The sequence below is a fragment of the Streptomyces sp. NPDC058691 genome (genome assembly GCF_042714775.1).
Classification (GTDB): domain Bacteria; phylum Actinomycetota; class Actinomycetes; order Streptomycetales; family Streptomycetaceae; genus Actinacidiphila.
Window position 1 is genome coordinate 16,849 of sequence record NZ_JBHXSO010000065.1, and the last position, 26,825, is coordinate 43,673.

Sequence of the window (26,825 nt, forward strand, 5' to 3'; positions counted from 1 at the left end):
CGACGCGCACGAACCAGGGGTCGCGGGGGGGGGGGGGGGGGTATAGTCTGCGGTGGCCGGGCGCGGGTCCCGGCGGTGGCGGCGGCGCTACCCGGCTCCCCGCTGGGAGCGGGTCAGCGCAGGAAGGCCGCCGCCACTCCGGCGTCGACCGGGACGTGCAGACCCGTGGTGTGGGTGAGGTCGCCGCCGGTGAGGGCGAAGACCGCGTTGGCGACGTGCTCGGGGAGCACTTCCCGCTTCAGGATCGTGCGCTGGGCGTAGAACTCGCCGAGCTTCTCCTCCGGGACGCCGTAGGTCGCCGCGCGCTGCGCGCCCCAGCCCGAGGAGAAGATGCCGGAGCCGCGGACCACGCCGTCGGGGTTGACGCCGTTGACGCGGATGCCGTGCTCGCCGAGCTCGGCCGCCAGCAGCCGCACCTGGTGGGCCTGGTCGGCCTTGGTGGCGGAGTAGGCGATGTTGTTGGGGCCGGCGAACACCGCGTTCTTGGACGCGATGTAGACGATGTCGCCGCCGAGCTTCTGCCGCGCCATGACGCGGGCCGCCTCGCGCGAGACGAGGAAGGAGCCGCGGGCCATGATGTCGTGCTGGAGGTCCCAGTCCCGGGCGGTGGTCTCCAGCAGGGGCTTGGAGATGGAGATGCCCGCGTTGTTGACCACCAGGTCGACGCCGCCGAAGGCCAGCAGCGCCTCGTCGAACGCCGCCGTGATCTGCTCCTCCTGCGTCACGTCCACGGTGACGGCCACCGCCTTGTCAGGGCCGCCCAGTTCCGTCGCCACGGCCTGCGCGCCTTCGGCGTTCAGGTCCGCGACGACGACGCACGCGCCCTCGGCGGACAGGCGGTGGGCGATGGCCTTGCCGATGCCCGAGCCGGCGCCGGTGACCAGCGCGATGCGGCCGGCCAGCGGCTTGGGCTTCGGCATGCGCTGGAGCTTGGCCTCCTCCAGCGCCCAGTACTCGATGCGGAACTTCTCCGACTCGGGGATCGGCGCGTACGTGGAGACCGCCTCGGCGCCGCGCATCACGTTGATCGCGTTGACATAGAACTCGCCCGCGACGCGCGCGGTCTGCTTGTCCTTGCCGTAGCTGAACATGCCGACGCCCGGGACGAGCACGATCGCCGGGTCGGCGCCGCGGATCGCCGGGGAGTCGGGAGCGGCGTGCCGGTCGTAGTAGGCCTGGTACTCGGCCCGGTAGGCGGTGTGCAGTTCCTCAAGGCGCGCCACGGCCTCCTCCAGCGGGGCCGTCGGCGGCAGGTCGAGGACGAGGGGGCGGACCTTGGTGCGCAGGAAGTGGTCGGGGCAGGAGGTGCCGAGTGCCGCGAGGCGGGGGTGCTCGGCGCGCGCGAGGAAGTCCAGTACCGGCGCGGAGTCGGTGAAGTGTCCGACCTGGGGCCGGTCCTGGGAGGCGACGGCGCGCAGCACCGGGGCGAGGGCGGCGGCGCGGGCGCGGCGCTCGGCCTCCGGCAGCGGCTCCCAGCCCGGCAGCGGCGCGCCGAAGGGCTCCTTCTTGCCGCGGGCGGCCAGGTACTCCTCCGCGGTACGGATCATCCACAGGGCGTTGGACTCGCACTCCTGCGAGGTGGCGCCCCAGGCGGTGATGCCGTGGCCGCCGAGGACGACGCCCACCGCCTCCGGGTGCGCCTCCTTGATCGCGGCGATGTCCAGGCCGAGTTGGAAGCCGGGACGGCGCCACGGGACCCAGGCGACCTTCTCGCCGAAGCAGTCCCGGGTCAGCTTCTCGCCGTCGGCGGCGCAGGCGAGCGCGATGCCGGAGTCGGGGTGCAGGTGGTCCACGTGGGCGGCGTCGACGAGGCCGTGCATGGCCGTGTCGATCGACGGCGCTGTGTTTTCACCCCCTGGGAGCCATCCCTTGCCGTGCAGGCAGTAGTCGAACGCGGCGACCATCTCGTCCTCGCGCTCCGGCCCGGGGTACACGGCCGTCAGCGCGCGCAGCCGGTCCAGGCGCAGGACGGCGAGGCCGGCCTCGGTGAGCGTGCCCAGGTCGCCGCCGGAGCCCTTGACCCACATCAGCTCGACGGGGCCGCCGGTGACGGGGTCGGTCTCGGTGGCCTTGGCGGAGGCGTTGCCGCCCGCGTAGTTGGTGTTGCGGGGGTCGGCGCCCAGGCGGTGGGCGCGCTCCAGGAGGGCGGCGACTTCCGGGTGGGTGGCGGGTGCCATGCGGGTGTCCTTCGGGGGAGGTGAGGGTCGGGAACGTACGGGGGACCAGGCCTACGCGCCCCATCCGGCCTGCGTGCCGCCGACGCGGTCGGCGACGATGTGCTTCTGCCACCCGGAGGCGTGGTAGGCCGCGACCGGGTCGGGGGCCAGGCCCTGCTCCTCGCGCACCTCGCGCAACAGCGGGCGCACATCGGTGTTGTAGGCGTCCATGAGCACGGCGTTGGCGGCCAGGACGTCGCCGGACCGCTGGGCGGCGGCCAGGGCGTCGAGGTCGACCAGCAGCGCCTTGGCGGTGGCCTCCTGGACGTTCATCACCGAGCGGATGACCGCGGGGATCTTGGCCTCGATGTTGTGGCACTGGTCGAGCATGAAGGCGACGCCGGTCTCCGGCGCGAAGCCGCCGTTCTTGGCCACCTCGTGCAGGATCCGGAAGAGCTGGAAGGGGTCGGCGGCGCCCACCATCAGGTCGTCGTCGGCGTAGAAGCGGGAGTTGAAGTCGAAGCCGCCGAGCTTCCCCTCGCGCAGCAGGGTGGCGACGATGAACTCGATGTTGGTGCCGGGCGCGTGGTGGCCGGTGTCGACGACGACCTGCGCCTTGGGCCCGAGCTTGAGGCAGTGCGCGTACGCGGTGCCCCAGTCGGGGACGTCGGTGGTGTAGAAGGCGGGCTCGAAGAGCTTGTACTCCAGCAGCATCCGCTGGTCCTGGCCGAGCCGCGCGTACACCTCGGACAGTGCCTCGGCCAGCCGGTCCTGACGGCCCACGATGTCGTCCTGGCCGGGGTAGTTGGTGCCGTCGGCGAACCACAGCTTGAGGTCGCGAGAGCCGGTGGCGTCCATGATGTCGACGCACTCCAGCAGGTGGTCGACGGCCTTGCGCCGGACCGTGGCGTCCGGGTGGCAGACGCTGCCCAGCTTGTAGTCGTCGTCCTGGAAGACGTTGGAGTTGATCGCGCCGAGCTCCAGTCCGCGGTCGGCGGCGTGGCGGCCGAGGGCGGCGTAGTCGTCGACCCTGTCCCACGGGATGTGCAGGGCGACGACGGGGGCGACGCCGGTGAACTCCTGGACCTTGGCGGCGTCGTCGAGCTTCTCGTACGGGTCGCGGGGGACGCCGGCCTGGGCGAAGACCTTGAACCGGGTGCCGGAATTGCCGTAGCCCCACGAGGGCGTCTCGATCCGCTGGGCAGCGAGTGCGGCCTTGACGGCACTGAAGTCAGGCATGGTCACCTCTTGGGGTCCAGTGAATCGCTCATCAGTGAATCGATTCATTCCGCTGCGAAGCTATCCATGCCCTCGGGTTGACGTCAAGGGGTGCGCGGCACCGGCCGGCCCGTTATTGAATCGTGTCATCAATGAGGTTGTCGCTGATGGCGCGGCACGGCTCACGCCTCAACCGGGGCCTTTGGAGAGCCCGCAGGTCAGCCATGGGCTGCGGCGACTCTTGACGCACGCGACGGGCAGAGCTAGCTTCCCGGCAACTCCGTTGAAACATTTCATGTCTGGAGGGCGCAATGACGCACCCCGAACCGGAGACGACTCCGGTGCTCGCGCTGGAGGGGGTGAGCAAGTCCTTCGGCGCCGTCCGTGCTCTGCGCGGCGTCTCGCTCCGGCTGTACGCCGGCGAGGCCCACGCCCTCGCGGGTGAGAACGGCGCCGGGAAGTCGACACTGATCAAGGCACTCGCGGGAGTGCACCGGCCCGACGCCGGCACGGTGTTGCTCGACGGCGAGCCGGTCGAGTTCCACGGCCCGGGGGACGCCCGCGACGCCGGGGTCGCCGTCATCTACCAGGAACCGACGCTCTTCCCCGACCTGTCGGTGGCGGAGAACATCTTCGTCGGCCGCCAGCCGCGCCGCTCCTTCGGCCGTGTCGACCACCGGGCGGTGCGCCGATCGGCCGCCGAGCTCTTCGAGCGCCTCGGCGTCGACCTCGACCCCGACCAGCCCGCACGCGGACTGTCCATCGCCGACCAGCAGTTGGTGGAGATCGCCAAGGCGCTCTCCTTCGACGCCCGCGTCCTGATCATGGACGAGCCGACGGCGGCGCTCACCGGCAGCGAGGTCGCCCGGCTCTTCGGTGTCGTCAAGTCGCTGCGCGAGCAGGGCGCCGCCGTGCTCTTCATCTCCCACCGCCTGGAGGAGATCTTTGCGCTGTGCCAGCGGGTCACGACCCTGCGGGACGGTGCCTGGATCGCCAGCGAGCCCGTCGACGGGCTGACCGAGGACGACCTCGTGCGCCGCATGGTGGGCCGCGACCTCGATGAGCTCTACCCCAAGCAGGCCACCGAGATCGGCGATGTCGCCCTGAGCGTGCGGCGGTTGACCCGCGAGGGCGTCTTCACCGACGTCTCCTTCGAGGTCCGCCGCGGCGAGATCGTGGGCCTCGCCGGACTGGTCGGCGCCGGCCGCAGCGAGGTCGCCCGCGCCGTCTTCGGCGTGGACCGCAGGGACGCGGGCGAAGTCGTCGTCAACGGCCGCGCACTGCGCGCCGGGGCGCCGAGCCTGGCCATGGCCGCCGGTCTCGCGCTGGTCCCCGAGGACCGCCGGGCCCAGGGCCTGGTGATGGACATGTCCATCGAGCGCAACATCGGCCTCACCGGCTTCGCCGCCACCTCGAAGGCCGGGCTGATGAGCCGCAGCGCCGAGCGCAGCCGCGCGGTGGACTGGGCGGTGCGGCTCCAGGTGAAGTACGCGCGCCTGGCCGACGTCGTCGGCACCCTGTCCGGCGGCAACCAGCAGAAGGTCGTGCTGGCCAAGTGGCTCGCCACCGCGCCCCAGGTGCTCATCGTGGACGAGCCCACCCGCGGCATCGACGTCGGCACCAAGGCGGAGGTGCACCGGCTGCTGTCCCGGCTCGCCGGCGAGGGAGTCGCCGTCCTGATGATCTCCTCCGACCTGCCGGAGATCCTCGGCATGGCCGACCGCGTCCTGGTGATGCACGAGGGCCGGCTGACGGCCGAGATCCCCCGGTCCGAGGCGACCGAGGAGACCGTGATGGCGGCGGCCACCGGCCGCGCGAGGAGGGTGGCGTGACCGTGACCGCAGACACCGTGCAGCCGGTCGCGGACGACGCGCCGGCCGCGCCCAAGCGCTTTCTGGACCGGGTGCTGAGGCTCCGCGCGCTCGCCGTGCTCGGCGTGCTCGTCGTGATGCTGGCGGCGACCCAGATCTACAACTCCCAGTTCCTGTCCCAGCAGGGCGTCAAGGACCTCCTGCTGAACGCCACCATCCTGGTGCTCGTCGCCATCGGCCAGGCCGTGGTGGTGATCACCCGCAACGTCGACCTGTCGGTCGGCTCCGTCCTCGGCATCTCCGCCTTCGCCGCGGGCAGTTATCTGCAAGGCGGCGGCAATCCGCTGGTCGCCGTGATCCTCGCGGTCGCACTCGGCGTGCTCTTCGGCGCCCTGAACGGCCTTCTGGTGAGCCTCGGTCAGGTCCCGGCCCTGGTGGTCACCCTGGGCACCCTGTACATCATCCGCGGCATCGACTCCATCTGGGTCGGCTCCCGCCAGATCACCGCGGGCGACCTGCCCTCCGGCTTCACCGACTTCGGGCACGACGGCGTGTGGGTGGTCCCGTACCTGGCGCTGCTGACCGTGGCCGTCCTCGTCGCGGTCGGCTACTACCTGCGCAGCTACCGCGGCGGGCGCGACATGTACGCGCTCGGCTCCAGCCCGGAGGCCGCCCGGCTCGCGGGCGTCCCGGTGCGCAAGCGCATCCTGATCGCGTACGTGGTCTGCGGGGCGCTCGCCGGACTCGCCGGCGCGCTGTATCTCGCCCGCTTCGGCAACGTCGACTCCAGCACGGGCAACGGTTACGAACTCACCGTCGTCAGCGCCGTCGTGGTCGGCGGCGTGGCCTTCACCGGCGGCTCGGGCACCGTCTACGGTGCCGCGCTCGGCGCCCTGCTGCTGACCTCGATCAACAGCGTCCTGCCGTCCATCGGTGTCAGCTCGGTCTGGGTGCTGGCCATCGACGGCGTCCTGCTGCTGCTCGCCATCGCCGTCGACCGGATCCTGGCGCTGCGGGTGGCCGGTGTCCTCCGCAAGCGGGCCGCACAGATGAGGAGTGCCCACCATGCCTGAGACCACCAAGGCCGCCGCCCCGGCCCCTGTCCCGGCCGCCGCGCCCGTCACGGCCCACGGCTCCCGCCTCGGCGGCGCGGTCCGCTGGGACACGGCGGTGGGCGCCCTGCTGATCGTGCTGCTGATCTGCTCGTTCTCCTTCGTCGGCAACTTCGGCAACGCACTGAACGTGTCGTTCCTGATCGGCAACACGCTGCCGATCGCGCTCATCGCCCTGCCCATGACCATGCTCGTCGTCTCCGGTGAGATCGACCTGTCCGTCGGTTCGACGGCGGGCCTGTCCGGCGCGGTCATGGGCGCGTTGTGGAACGGCGGCATGGCCATCGAGACGATCATCCCGCTGTGCCTGCTGCTCGGCGCGGTGTGCGGCCTGGTCAACGGCCTGCTCGTGACCCGGCTCGGGCTGCCCTCGCTGGCCGTCACCATCGGCACCCTGGCCGCCTACCGCGGCATCGCGCAGATCGTCCTCGGCGCCGACTCCGTGACCGACTTCCCCCAGCAGTACCTCGACTTCGGCTCCGGCCGGATCGACGGGACCTTCATCCCGTACGCGGCGATCCCCTTCGCCGTCCTGCTGCTGATCGCCGTCGTCGTCCTGCACGCGACGCCCTTCGGCCGCTCGCTGTTCGCGGTGGGCGCCTCCGAGGAGGCGGCCCGGTTCGCGGGCATCCGGGTCAAGCGGGCCAAGCTGGCCATGTTCGTGACCACCGGCGTGGTCTCCTCGCTGACCGGCGTCTTCTGGGCCCTGCACTACGCCAGCGCCCGGTACGACAACGCCACCGGCCTGGAACTGTCCGTCATCGCGGGCGTGCTGCTCGGCGGCATCGACTTCGACGGCGGCAAGGGCACCCTCGGCGGCGCGATCGCCGGCGTGTTCCTGCTCGGCGCGGGCCAGAACGTGATGAGCCTGCTCAACGTCTCCGCGCAGTCCCAGATCGTCGTCACCGGCGTGCTTCTGGTGATCTCCGTCCTCGCTCCGAGGATCGGCCGCCAGATCGCGCAGTCCCGGGCCCGCAGGAGGGCCGCCGACCGGGCACCGGCCGTGCTCGCATCGTCCTGACGTCACCTCACCTCATCGCCGGGGCAGCTCACTTCGCCGCCCCAGCGCTCCTCGGCACGTCCTCCCCCCGCACGTCACCACACCCGTGTTCCGGTACCCGCGTCCGGCAGCGAAAGGATCACCATGTCCAGCAGCACCCTCACCCGTCGTGCCACCGTCGTCCTGGCCCTCACCACGGCGGTCGCCCTCGGCGCGACCGCCTGCGGGGGGACCACCAAGAACTCCTCGAAGGACAGCGGCAGCAGCAGCGGTGCCGCCACCCAGGCCGCGAGCGCCGACCCCAACGCGGCCACCAAGAAGGGCCTGACCGTCGCCTTCCTGCCCAAGCAGGTCAACAACCCTTACTTCACCATCTCCGACAACGGCGGCAAGCAGGCCCTGGAGACGCTCGGCTCCTCGTACAAGGAGGTCGGCACCAGCAGCGGCACCGACACCGCCGGCCAGGTCTCCTACGTCAACACCCTGACCCAGCAGCAGGTGAACGCCATCGCCGTCTCCGCCCAGGACCCGGGCGCCCTGTGCACCGCGCTCAACCAGGCCCGCAAGAACGGCATCAAGGTCGTCACCTACGACTCGGACACCAAGCCCGAGTGCCGCGACCTGTTCGTCTCCCAGGCCAGCTCCGAGGACCTGGGCCGCACCGAGGTGCAGCTGCTCGCCGAGCAGATCGGCTACAAGGGCGAGATCGCGATCCTGTCGGCGGCCCAGACCGCCACGAACCAGAACACCTGGATCGACTTCATGAAGGACGAGCTGAAGGACCCCAAGTACAAGGACGTCAAGCTGGTCAAGGTCGCCTACGGCAACGACGACGCCCAGCAGTCCTTCCAGCAGACCCAGGGCCTGCTGCAGCAGTACCCCAACCTGAAGGGGATCATCTCCCCGACCACGGTCGGCATCAAGGCCGCCGCCCAGTACCTTTCCGGCTCCAAGTACAAGGGCAAGGTCAAGCTGACCGGCCTCGGCACGCCCAACGACATGCGGTCGTACGTCAAGAACGGCACCGTCGAGGCCTTCGAGCTGTGGGACCCGGCCAAGCTCGGCGCGCTCGCCTCGTACGCCGCCGTGGCGCTGGCCTCCGGTCAGATCAGCGGCGCCGAGGGGCAGACCTTCAAGGCCGGGGACATGGGCGACTACACCATCGGCAAGGACGGCGTGGTGGTGCTCGGCAAGCCGACCGTGTTCACCAAGGACAACGTCGACCAGTTCAAGTTCTGAGAGCGCCGGCGTGACGGACAGGGCACGGGCCGTGGGGATCAAGGACGTTGCCCGGGAGGCGGGAGTCTCCGTGGGCACGGTCTCCAATGTGATCAACCGGCCGGACTCGGTTCCCGAGGCGACCCGTGCCCGGGTCCAGCGCGCGATCACCCGCCTCGGGTACGTGCGCAGTGAATCGGCCCGTCAGTTGCGGGCGGGCCGCAGCCGCATCATGGCCCTGCTCGTCCTCGACATGGCGAACCCGTTCTTCGTCGATGTGGCGCGCGGGGCCGAACGGGCCGCCCGGGCGGCGGGGTTGGGCGTGATGGTCTGCAACAGCGCCGAGAGCCCGCAGGAGGAGGCCGCGTACCTGTCGCTCTTCGCGGAGCAGCGGGTGCGCGGCGTCCTGGTGACGCCCGCCGACGCCGGGGCCTCGGGGAACCTGGCCGCCTTCCGGCGCCACCGCATCCCCTTCGTGCTGGTGGACCGGGTCTCGGCGGGCGCCGCCGAATGCTCGGTGTCGGTGGACGACGTGGCCGGCGGCCGGATGGCGCTGGCCCATCTGCTGACGGCCGGGCACCGCCGCATCGCGTACGTCAGCGGGCCCGCCCATCTCCAGCAGGTCCGCGACCGCCGCACGGGCGCCGTGGCCGCGCTCGCCGATGCCGGGGTGCCCGCGGAGACCCTCCGCGAACTGCCCACAGAACGGCTCGACGTGGCCTCCGGCCGCGACGCGGGCCACCGCCTCCTCGGTCTCCCCGAGCGCCCCACCGCCGTCTTCTGCGCCAACGACCTGCTCGCCCTCGGAGTGCTGCAGGCGCTGTACGCGGCGGGGGTGAGCGTGCCCGGCGAGATCTCCATCGTCGGCTACGACGACATCGAGTTCGCGGCGGCGGCCGCCGTGCCGCTGACCTCGGTACGGCAGCCCGCGGCCACCATGGGCGCGATGGCCGCCGGCATGCTCCTGGAGGAGACCGACCCGCAGGGGCGCGAGCACCGGCACCGGCAGGTCGTCCTCCAGCCCGAACTGGTCGTCCGGGACTCCAGCCTGGTCAGACGCTGACGGCTGCGCCGCCGCCCGTTCGCTGCCCGCGCTGCGCCGCGCCCTGACGTCCGCGGTGTCCTTGTCGACATCGACGGCGGCGGCCTGCCGCTGCGCGACGGGCCCGCCAGGGCCGGGGCGTCGAGGACGTCCCGGCCCTGCTGGGATCCTCCGCCTCGCCGAGGAAGAGGGGGAAGGACCTGCGTGAGGAGGCGCGCCGCGCCTCCGAGCAGCACGGCGAGCCGGCCGAGTCCGCCTCCGCCCAGGTGCGCAACGACGCCGAGGCCTACGCCACCGACCGCAAGGCCAAGGCCGAGGACGAGGGCGAGCGCATCGTCGAGAAGGCCAAGGGCGAGGCCGGCCAGATGCGCGCCGACGCGCAGAAGGACGCGCAGGCCAAGCGCGAGGAGGCGGACGCCCTCTTCGAGGAGACCCGTGCCAAGGCGGCGCAGGCCGCGGCCGGGCGGCATGGACTCCGCCGACCCCGGGCGCCTTGTCGCGCACCCGCTCCCGTCGCCGGTCAGCGGGAGCGGGGCTGTCGTGTTGTCGTGCGTCCCACCGGCAGGGCCAGCGTGTACAGCCGCGCCCACTCCAGGCGCGCGCCGGCGACCGGGACGCCCGGGCGGTCGCGGGGGAGGCGGACGCGCAGGGCGCCCGGCCGGATCTCGCAGCGCACGGGCACGGACAGGACGAGCGCCTCGCCGTCGACGCCGGCCTCGATCTCGGGGGCGTCCGCGGTGACGACGAGCTGACGCGTCGTGAAGGCGGTCAGCCCCGGGGCCTGGGGACCCATCAGCAGGGCCGCGGCCTGTGCCGCGTTGTCGACGTCCACCCCGAGCACCCCGAGCGTGCCGGTGTCCAGCCGGTCCCGGCGGCCGAGCCCCGCGGGGTCGCCGGTGCGGTACGGGTTGTTGCTCACCAGGAGGGCCTGCGGCTCGTGGAGCACGGTCGCTCCCGCCCGCGCGGTGAGCTGGGTGCCGGAGCGCCGGGTGAGCAGGTCCGGCAGCATCTCCAGGATGGTGCCGGCCTTGTCGTCCCGATAGGCCGGGCTCTGCACGACCGCCGCGTAGGCGCCGAACGACACGTTGTTGACGAAGGGCCGGCTCGCCACGAAGCCCAGGTCGACGCGGAGCTCCACGCCGTCGGTGAGCGCGTCCAGGCAGGCGGCGGGGTTCTCCCGGTCGAGCCCCAGATCCATCGCGAAGTGGTTGCGGGTGCCCGCGCTGATCACGAGGAAGGGCAGCCCGCGCTCGGCGGCGACCGCCGCGACCAGCGCCTGCGTACCGTCGCCGCCCGCCACGCCGAGCAGGTCCGCGCCCTCGTCGGCGGCCGCGCGGGCGAGGGCCGCCACGTCCTGCGGATGGTCCGGGTCGAGCAGGACCACCCGGGCGCCCAGCGCCTCGGCCTTCTCCTTCAGGCCGAAGCGTCCGACCTTCCCGCCGCCGGACCGGGGGTTCATGATCAGGAACGGGCTGCGCGGCGGGGGCGCGGGCCGCTCGCGGACGCGTCGTTCCGCCTGCCCGGCCCCGTGCATCGCGGCGCGCCCGCAGGTCAGGGCCAGGACCCACAGCGCGATCGAGGTGAGTACCACCCAGAGCAGGTCCGCGTGGGCGTAGTAGAGGAGCACGGCCACCGGCGCCGCGACGGTCAGCGCCACCGCCAGCACCCTGACCGCGCCCCGTCGGCTGAGCACCCACCAGACACCGGCCGCCGTGACCCCGGTGCCGCCCAGGCCCACGGCCACCAGCAGCAGGCTCTTCAGCCCGGCGAGTACGACCGGCAGCGCCAGTGCCGCGGTTCCTGCGGCCAGGGCGAGGCGGGCGAGCCCGCGCGGCGCGCGCGGGGGAGACGGCACGTTCCATCACCCCTTTCAGCGAGCGAGGCGGACCGGATCGCGACCGGCCGGTGACCCCGGGCGGGACCACCGGGCCGCGGGCGTCAGGCGGTGCAGGTCAGTACGCCCGCCGCCTCCTTGGCGGCCAGCACGCGCAGGACGCTGTCGTGCACCCGTGTGCGCACCGCCGGTTCGTGCCGCATGGCGTAGCGGATGCCCTCGGCCATGGCCGGGATGCCCGTCGGCTGCACCGTCAGCGTGAGGTCCCCGCCGGCCCGCAGGAACGCGAGCGCCCGCTTGCCGACGGCGAGGGACTTCGCGGAGGCGGCCTTTCCGAGGTCGTCGGAGATGACGACGCCCTTGAAGCCGAGGTCCTTGCGGAGCATCCCGCCGATGATCACCGAGGAGTACACCGCCTGGTGCGCGGCGTCGATCCGCTTGTACGTCGCCAGGGAGACCATCACCAGCGCGGCACCGGCGGCGATGCCGGCCTTGAACGGGGCGACGTTCGCGCCGGTGCGGGTCAGCGTGGTGTCGGTCACCCCGGCGGTGAGGTCGGTGTTGGCGCGCACGCTGCCCAGTCCGGGGAAGTGCTTGGGCGTCGTGAGCACCTTGGAGCGGGTCCCGCCCTGGACGTAGGCCGTGACATGCGGGGAGACGACGGCGGCCGTCGATCCGAACTGGCGTCCGTACTTGCCGATCGGCGCGTTGGCGGTGCCCAGCGAGGCGGGCACGATGTCGGCGACCGGCGCGAGGTTGACGTTCACCCCGGCGGAGCGCAGTTGGGCCGTCCAGGCCGCGGCCTGCTGCCGCAGGTAGGTGACCGTGTACTTGCCCTGCGTGACTCCGTTCGGGATGGTGGAGAACCCGGGGCCCTTGAGGACCTGGACCTGTCCGCCCTCCTGGTCCGTGGCGATCAGCAGCCCGACCCGCTGCCCCGCGATGGTCTGCCGCATGCCCTGCAACTGGTCCGCGAAGGCCCGGGTCTTCTGCACGCCCACTGTGCTGCGGCCCGCGAGCATCACCGAACCGACGGCGTAGTTCCGCATCGCGTCCAGGTCGGCCTTGGGCGTCGTGGGGAGCTGCGCCGCGCCCATGAAGAGCTGGCCCACCCGCTGGGTGTCGTTCATGGCCGCCTCGACGCGCTGGGCGCACGACGGGGTGCTCGCGGCGGGGGTGGTGGCCGACATCGCACGGGCCGTGCCGGAGGCGTCGGGGGAGCCGTGGGCATCGCAGGCGGCGACGGCGAGAGCGGTGGCGAGGAGCGCGAGGGAGACGCGGCAGGTGAAGTGGCGGGAAATCACATCTACAGCAAATATCCAGAAATGTACACCCTGTCAAACACTCAGCGGCGATCGGGGGACGGCATGACGACGTGGGGCTACGTGGCCGTGGTGGGCCCCGGCGCCGCCGGGGAACGGGATCGCGCGCACGCCCGCCGGGTGGGCGAGCTGCTGGCGCTCAGGGGAGCGGTGGTGGTCTGCGGCGGCCTCGGCGGCGTGATGGAGGCGGTCTGCGAGGGCGCCCGCGCGCACGGCGGCGTCACCGTCGGGCTGCTGCCCGGCCGGGACCGTGCCGCGGGGAACCCGTTCCTGACGGTCTGCCTGCCCACCGGGCTCGGTGAACTGCGCAATGGGCTCGTCGTCGGCGCCGCCGACGCGGTCATCGCCGTCGGCGGGAGCTGGGGCACCCTCAGCGAGGTGGCGCTCGCGATGCGCACCGGCAAGCCCACGGTGGTCCTCGCCGGATGGGACGTCGGGGCGGACCCCGGGGACGGGATCTTCCTGCGGGCGTCGAGCCCCGAGGAAGCGGTCCGGGCGGTCGCGGACGCGCTCGGGAACGGCCCGGGGCGCCCGGCCGAGGGGCGCTGAACTCCCCTTGCCCCAAGCAGAATTGCCCGGAGCGGACCCCTTTGGGGTGAGGCGCGCCTCGGATCAGTGACTGAGTGGCTGTACCACTCCTTGCGGTGGGCGGCCCCCGTGGGCCACCCTGGGCGGGCCCGGTCCGTGCTCCGCTCCCGCATGCCCGTTCCTCCCGCGGTTCGCTCTCCCCCCACTCCGTTCCGTGCCCCTCGCGAGCCCGCGGGGCGGCCGCCGAAGCACCGGTGCGACCCCTCCCTCCCTTCGCCATGCCGTGCTGCCCCGGCACGGTGGCTGACGACCGAACAGGATTCGGAATGTCCCTTTCTCGTCGAAGGATGCTGACGGTGACCGCCGCGAGCGTGGTGGCCGCCGCCGTCGATCTGCGCGGCCCGCTCGGCGTCGCCCTCGCCGCGACGGCGGCCGGCGACAGCGCCGCGTCCGTCCTCACCACCGTCGACCGGATCTTGCAGCGCGGCCCCGACCTCGGCCGCGGCTACCGGGGGATCGCCGCCGGACCCGGCGAACCCCATCTGATCCGGCGGGACCTGACCGCTGTCGCCGCTCCCGTGGTGACCCGGTCGCTGGCCGCCTTCGCCCAGATGTCGGACCTGCACATCGTCGACGACCAGTCACCGCTGCGCGTCGAGTGCCTGGACCGCCTCGCCGACTACGGCCCGCCGCACTACAACTCGTACCCCACGGAATCCGCCTACCGCGCCCACGAGTTCCTGTCGACGCAGACCACCGACGCGATGTGCCGGGCGATCAGACGCACCGGACGCGGCCCGAGAACCGGCGCCCCGCTGGCCTTCACCGTCGTCACCGGCGACGCCGTCGACAACTGCCAGTACAACGAGGCCCGCTGGTACATCGACCTGCTCGACGGCAACAGCGTGCGGCCGGACTCCGGCAACCTCTCCAAGGACGAGAGCGTCGCCGCCGGAGCGTTCGGCGCCGACGTCCACTACTGGCACCCCGAGACCCGGCAGACTCCCCCCGACAACAACGACCTGGCCGGGTTCCCCCTGGTCACCGGGCTTCTCAGCGCAGCCCGGCGGCCCTTCACCGCCACCGGCCTCGGCATGCCCTGGTACGCCGCCTACGGCAACCACGACGGGCTCGTCCAGGGCAACGTCCCGCCCGACACCCTGCCGTTCGACCCGCTGAAGGCCATCGCGACCGGCTCCACCAAGCTGACCAAGGTCGAGGGCGTGCCCGACGTCCTCGACGACGGACCCGGCTACTACGTCGAACTGCTGACGAACATCCTCACCGGTGACTTCACCCTCGCCACGGCGAAGGTCACCGCCGACTCCGCCCGCCGGCTGCTGTCCCGTAGCGAGTTCGTCGCCGAGCACTTCCGTACCACCGGCACCCCCGCGGGCCACGGCTTCACCTCCGGCGCCGACCGCGCCTACTACGCCATACCCTCGGGGCCGGACGACCTCTTCCAGTACCTCGTCCTGGACACCACCAATCCGGGCGGCGGGGCCGACGGCGCGATCGACGAGGACCAGTGGGCGTGGCTGGAGGGGCGGCTCAAGGCCGTCTCCTCCCGTTACGAACTCGCCAACCCGGGCGGCACGGGGCCCGGGACGGTCGTGCAGCAGCCGGGCGTCCGCGACAAGCTCGTCGTGGTCTTCTGCCACCACACGCTCGACTCCATGGACAACACCGACGACGACGCGCCCTACGGCGGCGACGACCTGCGCGCCCTGCTGCTGCGCTTCCCCAATGTGGTCCTGATGGTGGACGGCCACACCCACACCAACACCGTCACCGCCCACCGCCCCGCCTGGCCGTCCTCCCTCAGCGGCGGCTTCTGGGAGGTCAACACCGCCTCGCACATCGACTGGCCGATCCAGAGCCGGATCGTGGAGGTCGCCGAGGGCAACGGCACGCTGTCGATCTTCACCACGATGGTCGACGCCGACGCCCCGGTGTCCTACGGCGGCGACACCGGCTCCCCGGCCGCGCTCGCCTCCCTCGCCCGCGAACTGTCCGTCAACGACATCCAGGCGGTCGCCCGCGGCATCGACAAGCGGCGCGGCACGGTCGACGCGCGTAACACGCAACTGCTCGTCCCGCTGCCCTTCCCGCTCCCCGCCGGCGCCGGCACACCCGCGGCCGACTGGCCGCGACTGCTGCAAGGCCAGAGCGGCAGCCGGGTCAAGGCCGCGCAGTACCTGCTCAACGCGCGCGGGGCGGCGCTGGCGGTGGACGGGGTGTTCGGGACGGCGACGGCGGCCGCGGTGCGGTCCTTCCAGGGCGCTCAGGCACTGCCGGTGGACGGCGTCGTCGGGTCCGCGACCTGGCAGGCGCTCGTCGTGGTGCCGCTGGCCCAGGGCGACACCGGGGTTGCCGTGTCGTCGGCGCAGTCGCTGCTCAACGCGCGCGGGGCGGCGCTCGCGGTGGACGGGGTGTTCGGTACGGCGACGACGGCCGCGGTGCGGTCCTTCCAGGGCGCCCGCTCCCTGCCCGTGGACGGTGCCGTCCGGTCGGCGGGCTGGTTGCAACTGCTCGCGCCGTGAGCCGTGGGGGCGGCACCCCGTCCCGGGTGCCGCCCCCACGGAGCGTGATCAGTGCAGGTGCGAGTGGAGGAAGTCCAGCGTGCTGCGCCAGGCGCGGTCCGCCGACTCGGCGTGGTAGGCCTCGGGACGCTGGTCGTTGAAGAACGCGTGGCCGGCCGGGTAGGTGCGGAAGTCGGCCTCGACACCGCCCTGTTCGCGGATGGCGTCGCGCAGGGCGACCAGGGCGGCCGGCGGGACGCTCTCGTCGGTCTCCCCGAAGTGCCCGAGGACGTCGGCCTTGATGCCGGAGAAGTCGGGCAGATCGCCCTGGATGACACCGTAGAAGGGGACCGCGGCGGTCACCCGGGGGTCGCTCGCCGCCTGGTAGAGCACGAATCCGCCGCCCATGCAGAAGCCGACGGAGCCCACGGTGCTGGAGGTGACCTCGGGACGTCCGAGGAGGTAGTCCACCGCGCCCGACAGCAGCTCGACGCCGCGCGCCACCGGCAGCGCGCGCATCATGCGCAGCGCCTCGCCGGAGTCGTGGGCGACGTTGCCGCCGTACAGGTCGGGGGCGAGGGCGACGAAGCCCTCCTTGGCCAGGCGTTCGGTGACGTCGGCGATGTGGTCGTTCAGGCCCCACCATTCCTGGATCACGATCACGCCCGGACCGTGTCCGGCGGGCGGCAGCGCCAGGTAGCCGTGCGCGGTGGTTCCCGCGCTGGTGAAGGTGACGTTCTGACGGACGGGGGAACCGGTCTGTTGCGGAGTCTCGGCCATGGGATCACGCTATGCCCGGACGCGGGATAGTACAAATTTAAAACAAATGTAAAGCCGAATCCGGTTCACATGGTGACACGGAAGCGAAACCGAAGCGATCCCGAACAAACCGGCGGAAATTCGTCCCCGATTCCCCGTTACGGGGGACCCGGCCGGAGCGTTGTCCGAGCGTACGTCCGATTCGGTCGAGGGGGGACTGCGCATGGGGAAGACGAAGGGCGCCGACGCGCTGGCGCCGGAGGAGGTCTCGGAGTCCGAGCGTCTGCTGTTCGGCGGGCCGCTCCGGTACGACATGGGGTGGAACAAGCACGACGGCTCGTTCCTGGAGCTGGGCCTGCGCGCGATGATCCGGCGACTGCCGCAACTCGTCGCCACCAGCGTCCGCTTGGCGCACCGTGCCGACCCGCGGGCGCTGCGCACGGTCGCCCTGGCCGAGGTGGGCCGCGGCGTCGTCCAGGCGGTCGGCCTGGTCGCGGTCAACGCGGTGCTCGCGCGCGTCCTCGTGCCGGGGGAGACCACCGAGCGGCTGACGGGCGCGGCGCCGGCCCTGGCGGTCGTGGCCGGTGCCGCCCTGGTCGGCGCGCTGCTGCGCTCGGTGTCCACGGCGGGCACCGGCAAACTCGAGCCGACGGTCGAGCGCGTGGCCACCGAGACCTATCTGGAGCGCGTGGCCCGCGTGGAGTTGGCGGCCGTGGAGGACGAGGAGTTCCACAAGCTGCTGGACTCCGCGTCCTGGGGCGCGGCCTCGGCGCGCCGCATGATCATGTTCTGCTCGGAGGTCGTCAACGCCCTCATCTCGCTGGGCGCCGCGGCCGGCGTGCTGGCCGTCCTGCACCCGGCACTGCTGCCGCTGCTGGGGCTGATGACCCTGCCCAGCGCCTGGAGCGCGCTCACCATCGCGCGGCGCCGCTACATCTCGTTCCACAACTTCGTCCAGCACGCCCGCGCCGGGCAGTTGCTCGGCCGGCTGCTCATCGACCGGGAGGCGGCGCCGGAAGTGCGGGTGCACGGCCTCGGACCCTTCCTGCTACGGCACTTCAGGGCCATGGCCGAGACCGGCGAGCAGGAGCAGACCCGGCTCGCCCGGCTGGCCGCCCGCACCGGGCTGACGGCGGCCGCCTGGACCGGGCTCGCCACGGCGGCGACGTACGGCGCGCTCGGCGCGCTGCTGTGGAGCGGGACGATGGCGCTGTCGGTCGCGGGCACCGCGGTCATCGCCATCCGCACCGGCTCCGGTTCCCTGGACCGGCTCGTCGTCCAGCTGGGCTACCTGCACGAGGAGGCGCTGTTCGTCGCCGACCTCGACCGGCTGTGCACCGAGGCCGACCGGCTGGCCATCCCGCCCGGCGGGACCGACCTGCCCGAGCGTGTCGGCGCCATTCACTTCGAGAACGTCACCTTCAGCTACCCCGGCACGGAGAAGGGGCCGGCCCTGTGCGACGTCGACGTCACCATCCCGGCCGGGAAGATCGTCGCCCTCGTCGGCCGCAACGGCAGCGGCAAGACCACCCTCGCCAAGCTGCTGTGCGGGCTGTACGCCCCGGACACCGGACGCGTGCGCTGGGACGGCGTGGACGCCGCCGAGGCCGACCGCCGCCAGATCTTCGACCGCATCGCCCTGGTCTCCCAGGACGCGTGCCGCTGGCCCTTCACCGCCCGCGTCAACGTCGCCATCGGACGCCCCGGCGTCCCCCTCACCGGCGACCGCCTCGACGCCGCCGCCCGCTACTCCGGTGCCGACGAGGTGGTCTCCGCCCTCCCGCACGGCTGGGACACCCTTCTCGCCCGCGGCTACCGCGGCGGCCACGAGATCTCCGGTGGTCAGTGGCAGCGCCTCCAACTCAGCCGCGCCCAGTACCGGGACGCCGAGATCCTGGTGGTGGACGAGCCCACCAGCGCCCTCGACGCCCAGGCCGAACAGCGCGTCTTCGACCTCATCCGCGAGCTCGCCGCCGACGGGCAGACCGTCGTCCTGATCACCCACCGGCTGCACAGCGTCCGGCACGCCGACGAGATCTACGTCCTGGACGGGGGCCGTGTCATCGAGCGCGGCAGCTTCGAGGCGCTGATGGCGGACGGCACGGGGCCCGGCCTGTTCCGGGAGATGTACACGCTCCAGTCCCGGCAGTACGAGCACCCCGAGAGCGCGGTCCCGGCGCAGCGCGTGCAGGCGGGCGCGGAAGCGGGCGTGGAGCCGGGCGCGGAGGCGCTCTGATCTGCCCGGACGGTTCACGGAGGGGGTTGAAGCGTTGGGGGGAACTGGGTGCCCCGATCGGGGTACTCAGTTCCTTATGAGGGGGATCGTTCCCCGTCCAGCGAGGACTCGATCTCCCGCACCACGCGCCACATCGGCGTGCGCCGCCGGGTGATCACCACCACGACGTCGTCCTCGGCCTCCGCCGGTTCCCCGGCCGCGGCGGCGCCCTCGGCGTTCCAGCCGCGGCGCACGTAGTCCAGCGCGTGGTCCACGGCGGCGAAGGCGTCGCCCTCACCGCCGGAACGCAGCCAGGAGCGCAGGCCGTTGTTGTGCGCGGCGACCACGGCGGCGGCGATGACGTCGGCCCGCAGCTTGCCGTCGGGCCGGCCGGCGAAGCGCGCGCCGAGGTACTCCGCGAGCGCCCGCTCGTAGCGCCAGACGACGGACAGTTCGTACGCCCGCAGACCGGGCACCTGCTTGGTGAGGCGGTAGCGCTGCACGGAGAAGGTGGGGTTCTCGGCGTACATGTTCAGCACCAGGCGGGCCGCGTCGCAGGCCTTGGACACCGGCTCGTCGGCGTCCGCGCTCGCGTCCAGGAACTCGGTCATCTCGGCCAGCGCGCGCTCATGGTCGGGAAAGACCACGTCTTCCTTGGAGGGGAAGTAGCGGAAGAACGACCGGCGGCCGACGCCCGCCAGGGCGACGATGTCGTCGATCGTCGTCGCCTCGTAGCCGCGTTCCAGGAAGAGCCGGAAAGCCGCTGCGACGAGCGCGTCCCGCATCGGGGGCTTCGTGGTCATGGTCCAAAAATCTAGCATCGAGGGCTTACGGATGGCACTGAGTGTGCATAATTGAGGGTACTCGATGCCATGGAAGCCGTACGCGGACTGGAGTGACCGATCGTGAGCCAGGATTTCGACCTGTTCCGGACGTCGGAGGAGCACGACATGCTCCGAGACGCGGTGCGTTCGCTCGCGGAGGCGAAGATCGCGCCGTTCGCGGCGGAGGTGGACGAGGCGGGGCGGTTCCCCGAAGAGGCGCGCGAGGCGCTGGAGGCCAACGACCTGCACGCGGTGCACGTGCCGGAGCAGTTCGGCGGTGCGGGTGCGGACGCGCTGTCCACGGTGATCGTCATCGAGGAAGTCGCGCGCGTGTGCGCCTCCTCGTCGCTGATCCCGGCCGTGAACAAGCTCGGCTCGCTGCCGGTGCAGCTGTCGGGCTCGGAGGAACTGAAGGCGAAGTACCTGGGCGCGCTGGCGCGCGGCGAGGGGATGTTCTCGTACTGCCTGTCGGAGCCGGAGGCCGGCTCCGACGCGGCGGGCATGAAGACCCGTGCGGTGCGCGACGGGGACTCCTGGGTGCTCAACGGCGTGAAGCGGTGGATCACCAACGCCGGGGTCTCCGAGTTCTACACGGTGATGGCGGTGACGGACCCCGAGAAGCGCTCCAAGGGGATATCGGCCTTCGTGGTGGAGAAGGGTGACGAGGGCGTGTCCTTCGGCGCCCCGGAGAAGAAGCTCGGCATCAAGGGCTCGCCCACGCGTGAGGTGTACTTCGACAACGTGCGCATCCCCGCGGACCGGATCATCGGCGCGGAGGGCACGGGCTTCGCCACCGCGATGCGGACGCTGGACCACACGCGGGTGACGATCGCGGCGCAGGCGCTCGGGATCGCGCAGGGCGCTCTGGACTACGCCAAGGGCTACGTCAAGGAGCGCAAGCAGTTCGGCAAGGCGATCGCCGAGTTCCAGGGCATCCAGTTCATGCTGGCGGACATGGCGATGAAGCTGGAGGCCGCGCGGCAGCTGACCTACGCGGCGGCGGCGAAGTCCGAGCGGGGCGACGGGGACCTGACCTTCTTCGGCGCGGCGGCGAAGTGCTACGCCTCGGACGCGGCGATGGAGATCACCACGGACGCGGTGCAGTTGCTGGGTGGTTACGGGTACACGCGGGACTACCCGGTGGAGCGGATGATGCGCGACGCGAAGATCACCCAGATCTACGAGGGCACCAACCAGGTCCAGCGCATCGTCATGGCCCGCAACCTGCCGTAATCGGCTAACCGATCGTGTGAAGGGACATCAAGTGAGCTTGAGGATCGTTGTAGCGGTTAAGTACGTGCCCGATGCGACGGGTGATCGTCACTTCGCGGAGGATCTGACGACGGATCGGGACGCGGTGGACGGGCTGCTGTCGGAGTTGGATGAGTATGCGGTGGAGCAGGCGCTGCAGATCGCGGAGGCGTCGGGTGACGCTGAGGTGACGGTGGTGACGGTGGGTCCTGAGGATGCGAAGGACGCGTTGCGCAAGGCGTTGTCGATGGGCGCTGACAAGGCGGTGCATGTCGAGGACGAGGGTCTGCATGGCAGTGATGTGATGGCGACGTCGCTGGTGCTGGCGAAGGCGGTCGAGCATGCGGGGTTCGATCTGGTGGTGACGGGGATGGCGTCGACGGATGGCACGGCGGGTGTGGTGCCGGCGTTGCTGGCGGAGCGGTTGGGGGTGCCGCAGGTGACGTTGCTGTCCGAGGTGAGGGTCGAGGGTGGGACGGTGTCGGGTCGCCGGGATGGTGACACGGCCAGTGAGCAGTTGGAGGCGTCGTTGCCGGCGTTGGTGTCGGTGACGGACCAGTCGGGTGAGGCGCGGTATCCGTCGTTCAAGGGGATCATGGCGGCGAAGAAGAAGCCGGTGGAGTCCTTGGATCTGTCGGATCTGGGGATCGAGGCTCAGCTGGTGGGTCTGGCGGGTGCGTGGACGGTGGTGGATGAGGCGGCGGCGCGTCCGGCGCGGACTGCCGGTGTGATCGTGAAGGACGAGGGCGAGGGCGGCAAGCAGCTCGCGGAGTTCCTCGCGGGCCAGAAGTTCATCTGAGCAGTCTTCGTAGTCTTCGTTCTCCGATCCGCTGGGAGTTTTTCTGATGGGTGAAGTTCTGGTCTATGTGGACCATGTGGATGGTGCGGTCCGTAAGCCGACGCTGGAGTTGCTGACGATTGCGCGTCGGCTGGGTGAGCCGGTGGCGGTGGCTCTGGGTGCTGGTGCCGGGGCGACTGCTTCGGTGTTGGGTGAGCATGGTGCGACGCGTGTGCTGACCGCGGAGGCGGGTGAGTTCGCGGAGTATTTGGTGGTGCCGAAGGTGGATGCGTTGGAGGCGGCTGCCAAGGTGGTGGGCCCGGTGGCGGTTTTGGTGCCGACGTCGGGTGAGGGCAAGGAGATCGCGGCGCGGCTGGCGTTGCGGCTGGGTTCGGGTCTGATCACGGACGCGGTGGATGTGGTGGCGGGTGCGGAGGGTCCGGTGGCTACGCAGTCGGCGTTCGCGGCGTCGTTCACGACGAAGTCGCGGGTGACGACCGGGGTGCCGGTGATCACGGTGAAGCCGAACTCGGCTCCGGTGGAGGCGGCTGCGGCCGCGGGTGTGGTGGAGGCGCTGGAGGTCACGTTCGGTGCGTTGGCGACGGGGACGCGGGTGGTGTCGCGGACGCCGCGGGAGGCGACGGGTCGTCCGGATCTGACGGAGGCGGCGATCGTGGTTTCCGGTGGCCGGGGTGTCAATGGTGCGGAGAACTTCGCGGTGATCGAGGCGTTGGCTGATTCGCTGGGTGCGGCGGTGGGTGCGTCGCGTGCTGCGGTGGATGCGGGCTGGTATCCGCACAGCAATCAGGTGGGTCAGACGGGTAAGTCGGTGTCGCCGCAGTTGTATGTGGCGGCGGGTATTTCGGGTGCGATTCAGCACCGGGCGGGGATGCAGACGTCGAAGACGATTGTGGCGGTCAACAAGGACCCGGAGGCGCCGATCTTCGAGTTGGTCGACTACGGCGTGGTCGGTGACCTGTTCGCTGTGGTGCCGCAGTTGACCGAGGAGGTCACCGCCCGCAAGGGCTGACCCCGACGGCCACTCGTATGGAGCCCCGCCGTGCCGCAAGGCACCGCGGGGCTCCATACGTATGACCGAGGTCACATGGAACGCGCGCGCGGGTCCGGACAGTACAGGGAGTGATATCGCGATCCCTCGCCGGGAACACCACGCAACGCGCCGCCCGCCCGCTCGTGCCCGCACCTCGTACGGCCGCCTCCGCGTCCGTCCCCGCGCCGCGCCGTGGCGGGGCGGGCAAAGGCCATGAGTGGCGGCCGGACATCCAGGGGCTGCGGGCCGTCGCGGTCACGATGGTGGTCCTGGCGCACTCCGAAGTGCCGCGCTTGGCAGGCGGTTACGTCGGCGTGGACGTGTTCTTCGTGATATCCGGCTTCCTCATCACCTCCCTGCTCCTGAGGGAACTGCTCACCACCGGCACCGTCTCCCTGCGGGCCTTCTACGCCCGCCGGGCGCTGCGCCTGCTGCCCGCGTCCACGATCGTCGTCCTCGCGACGCTGGCCGGCGCCTGGCTGTTCCTGTCGAAGATCCGCTTCACCGAGTACGCCGGTGACGCGCTCGGCAGCTCGCTGTACGCGATCAACCTCCGGCTGGCGGTCAACGGCACGGACTACCTCGCCCAGGGCGCCCCGCCCTCGCCCTTCCAGCACTTCTGGTCACTGGCGGTGGAGGAGCAGTTCTACCTGCTGTGGCCGCTGCTCCTGCTGGCCGGCGCGCGCTTCGCCCGGCGCCGGCGCCAACTGGCCCTGCCCTTGGTCGCCCTCTGCCTGGTGTCGTTCGGGCTGAGCGTGTGGACGACGCAGGGCTCGCCCCCCTGGGCGTACTTCGGCTTCCACACCCGTGCCTGGGAGCTCGGCGCCGGCGCGCTGACGGCGGTGGCCGCGGTCCGGCTGCGGCGGCTGCCCGCGCGATGGGCGGCGCCGATGACGTGGGCGGGGCTGGGCGGTGTCCTGGTGTCCGCGGTGGCGTTCGACGACAACACGCCCTTCCCTGGCTACCACGCCCTGCTGCCGGTGCTGGGGGCCGTACTCGTCCTGGCGGGCGGCTGCGCGCGGACGCCGTCGTGGGGCGCCCGCGCACTGCTCGCCCGGCGGCCGTTGACGTGGCTGGGCGGGCTCTCGTACGGCTGGTACCTGTGGCACTGGCCGCTGCTGGTCATCGGCCCGGTGGCGCTGGGGGTGACCGCGGGGCCGCTCCTCGCGCTCGGCCTGAGCGCGGTTGCCCTGCTTCTGGCGTGGCTGACGCTCCGGCTGGTCGAGAACCGGGTGCGTTTCCACACCGCGTTGCACCGCCGGCCCGGCCGCGGCCTCGCGATCGGTGCCGCTCTGACGACGGGCGCCGTGGTGACGACCCTGGTCGCGGCGGTCTTCCCGCCCGCCGTCGACTCCGGCGCGCCCGCCGCGGCCCTGAAGAGCGCGCTCACCGCGGCCCCCGACCCCGGCGCGCGACTCTCGGGGCTGCTGGAGTCCGCCGCGACGAGTGTGCCGAGCAATCTGCGTCCGGCGCTGGGGGACATCACGTCCCGGAGGTCGGCCGTCTACAGGGACGGTTGCCACCTCGACTTCGGCAGCACCGCGACACCGCCGTGCGTGTACGGCGACCCCTCCGCCGACCGCACCGTGGTCCTGTTCGGCGACTCCCACGCGGCGCAGTGGTTCCCCGCGCTGGACCGGCTCGCCAAGACCCGCCACTGGAAGCTGGTCTCGCTGACCAAGGCCTCCTGCAAGGTGGCCGAGGTGACCACCCTCAACCGGGCCAAGCCGTACAGCGCCTGCGACCGGTGGCGCGCCAAGGCCGTCGCCCGCATCAACGCGCTGCACCCCGCCCTGGTCGTCGCCTCCTCCTCCGACGCCGGCATCCCGGTCCGGCCGGCGGACGACCCGCTGCGGCAGTGGACCGCCGGATTCGAGGCGACGTACCGCGCGCTGGCGAAGAACGGCACCCGTGTCACGGCCCTCCTCGACACACCGTGGCCCCGGGACGACGCGGTCGACTGCGCGGCCGCCCACCCCCTGGACCTCGACAACTGCACCAACCACCTGCCCGGCGCGGTCCGCGACCCGGCCCGCGGCGCGGCGATCCGGGCGGCCGCGGGCGCGACCGGGGCGACCGTCCTCGACCCCACCCCCTGGTTCTGCACGGCCTCCGGCGCCTGCCCGGTCGTCGTGGGCGACGTCTTCGTCTATCGCGACGAGAGCCACATGGCCGACGACTACGCCGAGGCCCTGGCCCCCGTCCTCGGCGACCGCCTGCCCCTGCCTCCGCGGTAGGGCCGGCCGGTCGCACGCGCGGGGACGACTACCGGGGTCTCCTGGTCGGTTCCGCAGGGTCGGTGCGGCCCGCGCCCGGCCGTGCCGCCGACGCGTCGGCGCTCCAGCTGGCGAGCAGTTTCCAGGCGTCCTGGGAGGCCCGGTCCTGCGCCGGCAGGTACATGAAAAGGGTCTGGTCGGTGTCGCCGGGCATGGTGAACGCCTGGTAGTCGATGGTCAGGTCGCCGACCACCGGATGGTGGAGGGGCTTCTGCCCATGGGTGCGGTCGAAGACCTTGTGGTCGGGCCACCAGCGGCGGAAGTGATCGCTTTTCATCGCCAGTTCGCCGACTAGCTCGGCGGTGCGGGTGTCCTGCGGGTGGCGGCCGGCGTCGAGGCGCAGGACGGCCGTCATCTCCTCCGCCACCTGTTCCCAGCGCGGGTACAGGGAGCGGGGCGCGTCGTCCAGCAGGATCCAGCGGGTGAGGTTGCGCTCGCGTGCGGGCATGGCGTCGAAGTCGGTCATCAGGGCGCGGCAGAGGTGGTTGGTCGCCAGTACATCGGTGCGGCGCCCCAGGATGAAGCCGGCCTGGTCGGTGAAGGAGTCCAGGAACCGGCGCAGCGCGGGCCGGACGCGTTGCACGGCCGGCGCCGTACGGCGGTCCTTGCCGGGTCTGGGCCCGGCGAGGTCGAAGAGGTGGGCGCGTTCGGCGGCGTCGAGCCGCAACGCCGTGGCCACGGCCTCCAGCACTCCGGTGGAGGGACTGATCTGCCGCCCCTGTTCCAGACGCGTGTAGTAGTCGGTGCTCACCCCGGCGAGCTGGGCGACCTCTTCCCTGCGCAGCCCCGGCACCCGCCGGTAGGCGCCGCGCTCGGGCAGCCCTGCCGACTCGGGCGTGATGCGGCCACGGCACCGGCGCAGGAACTCGCTGAGATCGACGTTTCGGGACATGCCCCCATTCTCCCTCCGGGGCGTCGCGGGGGCGCCCGGGCAGGGTGGGTCGCTCCGTCCTAGGCAGCCGTTTCCCTCGCAGGTCAGGGCCGGAAAGCGGGGCCGGGAGCCGGGGGTGCGGGTGGTGTCCTGGATTGCGTGGCCGGAGGCGGCATCGGTGCTCGCGACCGAACGGCCTTCCCGCGCCCCGTGTTTCCCTCCCCCGCTGCGACAACCAGACCGAAGAAAGTGAGAGCCGAGATGGCCAGGATCCTGATGGTGCTGTCGGGCGTCGACTACTGGACGCTGACCGATGGCAGTAGGCACCCCAGCGGCTACTGGGCCGAGGAGTTCGTGGTCCCGCACCGCATCCTGACCCAGGCCGGATTCACCGTCGACATCGCCGCCCCGGTGGGCGGCATGCCGGCCGCCGACCCCGTGAGCCTGCGGGACGACGTCGCCGGGCCCGAGGCGGACGCCTTCGCCGCCTACATCGAGGCGGCGGCCGCGGAGCTCGTCAACCCCATGGCGCTGTCCGACGTCGACACGGCCGACTACGACGCGATCTTCATTCCCGGCGGGCACGGCCCCATGGAGGACCTTGCCCACGACCCCGACCTCGGCCGCGTCCTCATCGAGGCCGACGCCGCGGGGAAGATCATCGCCCCCGTGTGCCACGGCCCGGCCGCGCTGCTGTCGGCGAACCTGCCGGGCGGCCGCTGGCTCTTCGCCGGGCGCACCCTGACCGTGTTCACCAACGAGGAGGAGCGGATCAACGGAACCGCCGACCATGCCCCATGGCTGGTGGAGACCGTCCTCACGGCACGCGGGGCCACCGTCCGCTCTGCCGGTACCCCCTGGGAGGCGCACGTCGTCATCGACGGCAACCTTTACTCCGGCCAGAACCCCGCCTCCAGCAAGCCGCTGGCCGAGCGGCTCGTCGCCGCGCTCACGGACCACTGACCCGACGGCACCCGGCCCGCGCCGGGCCCGGTGCCGGCCTTCGAGCCCCGGCGGTCTCCCGCCCGGCCCTTGCG

Annotated in this window: 20 protein-coding genes and 1 pseudogene; 14 read left to right on the plus strand and 7 right to left on the minus strand. The window is 72.0% G+C overall.

Going from position 1 to position 26,825, the window contains the following annotated elements:
* Positions 1-113: 113 nt before the first annotated feature.
* Positions 114-2,177 (minus strand): bifunctional aldolase/short-chain dehydrogenase, encoded by a 2,064-nt coding sequence (locus ACFWVC_RS32885; RefSeq protein ID WP_384296169.1) that lies wholly within the window; start codon positions 2,175-2,177, stop codon positions 114-116.
* Positions 2,178-2,228: 51 nt separating this feature from the next.
* Positions 2,229-3,395 carry an L-rhamnose isomerase gene (rhaI, locus tag ACFWVC_RS32890; protein ID WP_384296173.1) on the minus strand — a complete coding sequence of 389 codons (1,167 nt, stop codon included), beginning with the start codon at positions 3,393-3,395 and terminating at the stop codon, positions 2,229-2,231.
* Positions 3,396-3,685: 290 nt separating this feature from the next.
* On the opposite strand from rhaI, the gene ACFWVC_RS32895 reads away from it, so the two are divergent.
* The 6 genes and pseudogenes from ACFWVC_RS32895 to ACFWVC_RS32920 form a co-directional block, all read left to right on the plus strand.
* A complete protein-coding gene (locus tag ACFWVC_RS32895; RefSeq protein WP_384296177.1) occupies positions 3,686-5,206 on the plus strand; it encodes a sugar ABC transporter ATP-binding protein in 1,521 nt (506 codons plus the stop codon).
* A complete protein-coding gene (locus ACFWVC_RS32900) occupies positions 5,203-6,258 on the plus strand; it encodes an ABC transporter permease (RefSeq protein ID WP_384296182.1) in 1,056 nt (351 codons plus the stop codon). Before ACFWVC_RS32895 ends, ACFWVC_RS32900 begins: the two co-directional genes overlap by 4 nt.
* Positions 6,251-7,318: an ABC transporter permease gene (locus ACFWVC_RS32905; RefSeq protein WP_384296185.1), complete on the plus strand. Its 1,068-nt coding sequence runs from the start codon at positions 6,251-6,253 to the stop codon at positions 7,316-7,318. The genes ACFWVC_RS32900 and ACFWVC_RS32905 overlap by 8 nt, the downstream gene beginning before the upstream one ends.
* A 123-nt stretch (positions 7,319-7,441) precedes the next feature.
* Positions 7,442-8,536, plus strand: coding sequence for a rhamnose ABC transporter substrate-binding protein (gene rhaS, locus ACFWVC_RS32910; RefSeq protein WP_384296189.1), 1,095 nt, complete (start codon positions 7,442-7,444; stop codon positions 8,534-8,536).
* A gap of 10 nt (positions 8,537-8,546) precedes the next feature.
* On the plus strand, positions 8,547-9,578 hold the full coding sequence (locus tag ACFWVC_RS32915) for a LacI family DNA-binding transcriptional regulator (RefSeq protein ID WP_384296193.1): 1,032 nt from the start codon (positions 8,547-8,549) through the stop codon (positions 9,576-9,578).
* Positions 9,579-9,600: 22 nt separating this feature from the next.
* A pseudogene (locus ACFWVC_RS32920) lies at positions 9,601-10,021 on the plus strand (hypothetical protein); the annotation flags it as partial.
* A 56-nt stretch (positions 10,022-10,077) separates the two neighbouring features.
* Here the strand turns inward: ACFWVC_RS32920 and ACFWVC_RS32925 are convergent.
* On the minus strand, positions 10,078-11,412 hold the full coding sequence (locus ACFWVC_RS32925) for a diacylglycerol/lipid kinase family protein (RefSeq protein ID WP_384296196.1): 1,335 nt from the start codon (positions 11,410-11,412) through the stop codon (positions 10,078-10,080).
* A gap of 83 nt (positions 11,413-11,495) precedes the next feature.
* On the minus strand, positions 11,496-12,695 hold the full coding sequence (locus tag ACFWVC_RS32930; protein ID WP_384296198.1) for a glycoside hydrolase family 3 N-terminal domain-containing protein: 1,200 nt from the start codon (positions 12,693-12,695) through the stop codon (positions 11,496-11,498).
* Positions 12,696-12,758: 63 nt separating this feature from the next.
* Between ACFWVC_RS32930 and ACFWVC_RS32935 the strand changes: the two genes are divergently transcribed.
* Both ACFWVC_RS32935 and ACFWVC_RS32940 read left to right on the plus strand, forming a co-directional pair.
* On the plus strand, positions 12,759-13,262 hold the full coding sequence (locus tag ACFWVC_RS32935) for a TIGR00725 family protein (RefSeq protein WP_384296201.1): 504 nt from the start codon (positions 12,759-12,761) through the stop codon (positions 13,260-13,262).
* A gap of 335 nt (positions 13,263-13,597) precedes the next feature.
* Entirely contained in the window at positions 13,598-15,784 is a 2,187-nt protein-coding gene (locus ACFWVC_RS32940) for a TIGR03767 family metallophosphoesterase (RefSeq protein WP_384296203.1), read from the plus strand.
* A 48-nt stretch (positions 15,785-15,832) separates the two neighbouring features.
* Here the strand turns inward: ACFWVC_RS32940 and ACFWVC_RS32945 are convergent, their stop codons facing one another.
* The gene (locus ACFWVC_RS32945) at positions 15,833-16,543 is read right to left on the minus strand and encodes a dienelactone hydrolase family protein (RefSeq protein ID WP_384296205.1); all 711 of its coding nucleotides are present in this window, start codon (positions 16,541-16,543) and stop codon (positions 15,833-15,835) included.
* 202 nt (positions 16,544-16,745) lie between these two features.
* Between ACFWVC_RS32945 and ACFWVC_RS32950 the strand changes: the two genes are divergently transcribed.
* The gene (locus ACFWVC_RS32950; protein ID WP_384296209.1) at positions 16,746-18,758 is read left to right on the plus strand and encodes an ABC transporter ATP-binding protein; all 2,013 of its coding nucleotides are present in this window, start codon (positions 16,746-16,748) and stop codon (positions 18,756-18,758) included.
* Positions 18,759-18,832: 74 nt separating this feature from the next.
* Here ACFWVC_RS32950 and ACFWVC_RS32955 read toward each other — a convergent pair whose 3' ends face one another.
* Complete coding sequence (locus ACFWVC_RS32955) at positions 18,833-19,522, minus strand: TetR family transcriptional regulator (protein ID WP_384296237.1); 690 nt, start codon at positions 19,520-19,522, stop codon at positions 18,833-18,835.
* A gap of 120 nt (positions 19,523-19,642) precedes the next feature.
* Here ACFWVC_RS32955 and ACFWVC_RS32960 point away from each other — a divergent pair, with 120 nt between their 5' ends.
* The 4 genes from ACFWVC_RS32960 (at position 19,643) to ACFWVC_RS32975 (ending at position 24,878) form a co-directional block, all read left to right on the plus strand.
* Positions 19,643-20,794 carry an acyl-CoA dehydrogenase family protein gene (locus ACFWVC_RS32960; protein ID WP_384296212.1) on the plus strand — a complete coding sequence of 384 codons (1,152 nt, stop codon included), beginning with the start codon at positions 19,643-19,645 and terminating at the stop codon, positions 20,792-20,794.
* Positions 20,795-20,825: 31 nt separating this feature from the next.
* Positions 20,826-21,611, plus strand: a complete 786-nt coding sequence (locus ACFWVC_RS32965; RefSeq protein WP_384296215.1) for an electron transfer flavoprotein subunit beta/FixA family protein — start codon at positions 20,826-20,828, stop codon at positions 21,609-21,611.
* A gap of 46 nt (positions 21,612-21,657) precedes the next feature.
* Complete coding sequence (locus ACFWVC_RS32970) at positions 21,658-22,620, plus strand: electron transfer flavoprotein subunit alpha/FixB family protein (RefSeq protein WP_384296219.1); 963 nt, start codon at positions 21,658-21,660, stop codon at positions 22,618-22,620.
* Positions 22,621-22,730: 110 nt separating this feature from the next.
* Entirely contained in the window at positions 22,731-24,878 is a 2,148-nt protein-coding gene (locus tag ACFWVC_RS32975) for an acyltransferase family protein (protein WP_384296221.1), read from the plus strand.
* Positions 24,879-24,906: 28 nt separating this feature from the next.
* On the opposite strand, the gene ACFWVC_RS32980 is transcribed toward ACFWVC_RS32975, so the two are convergent.
* Positions 24,907-25,809 (minus strand): helix-turn-helix transcriptional regulator, encoded by a 903-nt coding sequence (locus ACFWVC_RS32980; protein ID WP_384296224.1) that lies wholly within the window; start codon positions 25,807-25,809, stop codon positions 24,907-24,909.
* A 240-nt stretch (positions 25,810-26,049) separates the two neighbouring features.
* On the opposite strand from ACFWVC_RS32980, the gene ACFWVC_RS32985 reads away from it, so the two are divergent.
* On the plus strand, positions 26,050-26,751 hold the full coding sequence (locus ACFWVC_RS32985; protein WP_384296226.1) for a type 1 glutamine amidotransferase domain-containing protein: 702 nt from the start codon (positions 26,050-26,052) through the stop codon (positions 26,749-26,751).
* Positions 26,752-26,825 lie beyond the last annotated feature (74 nt).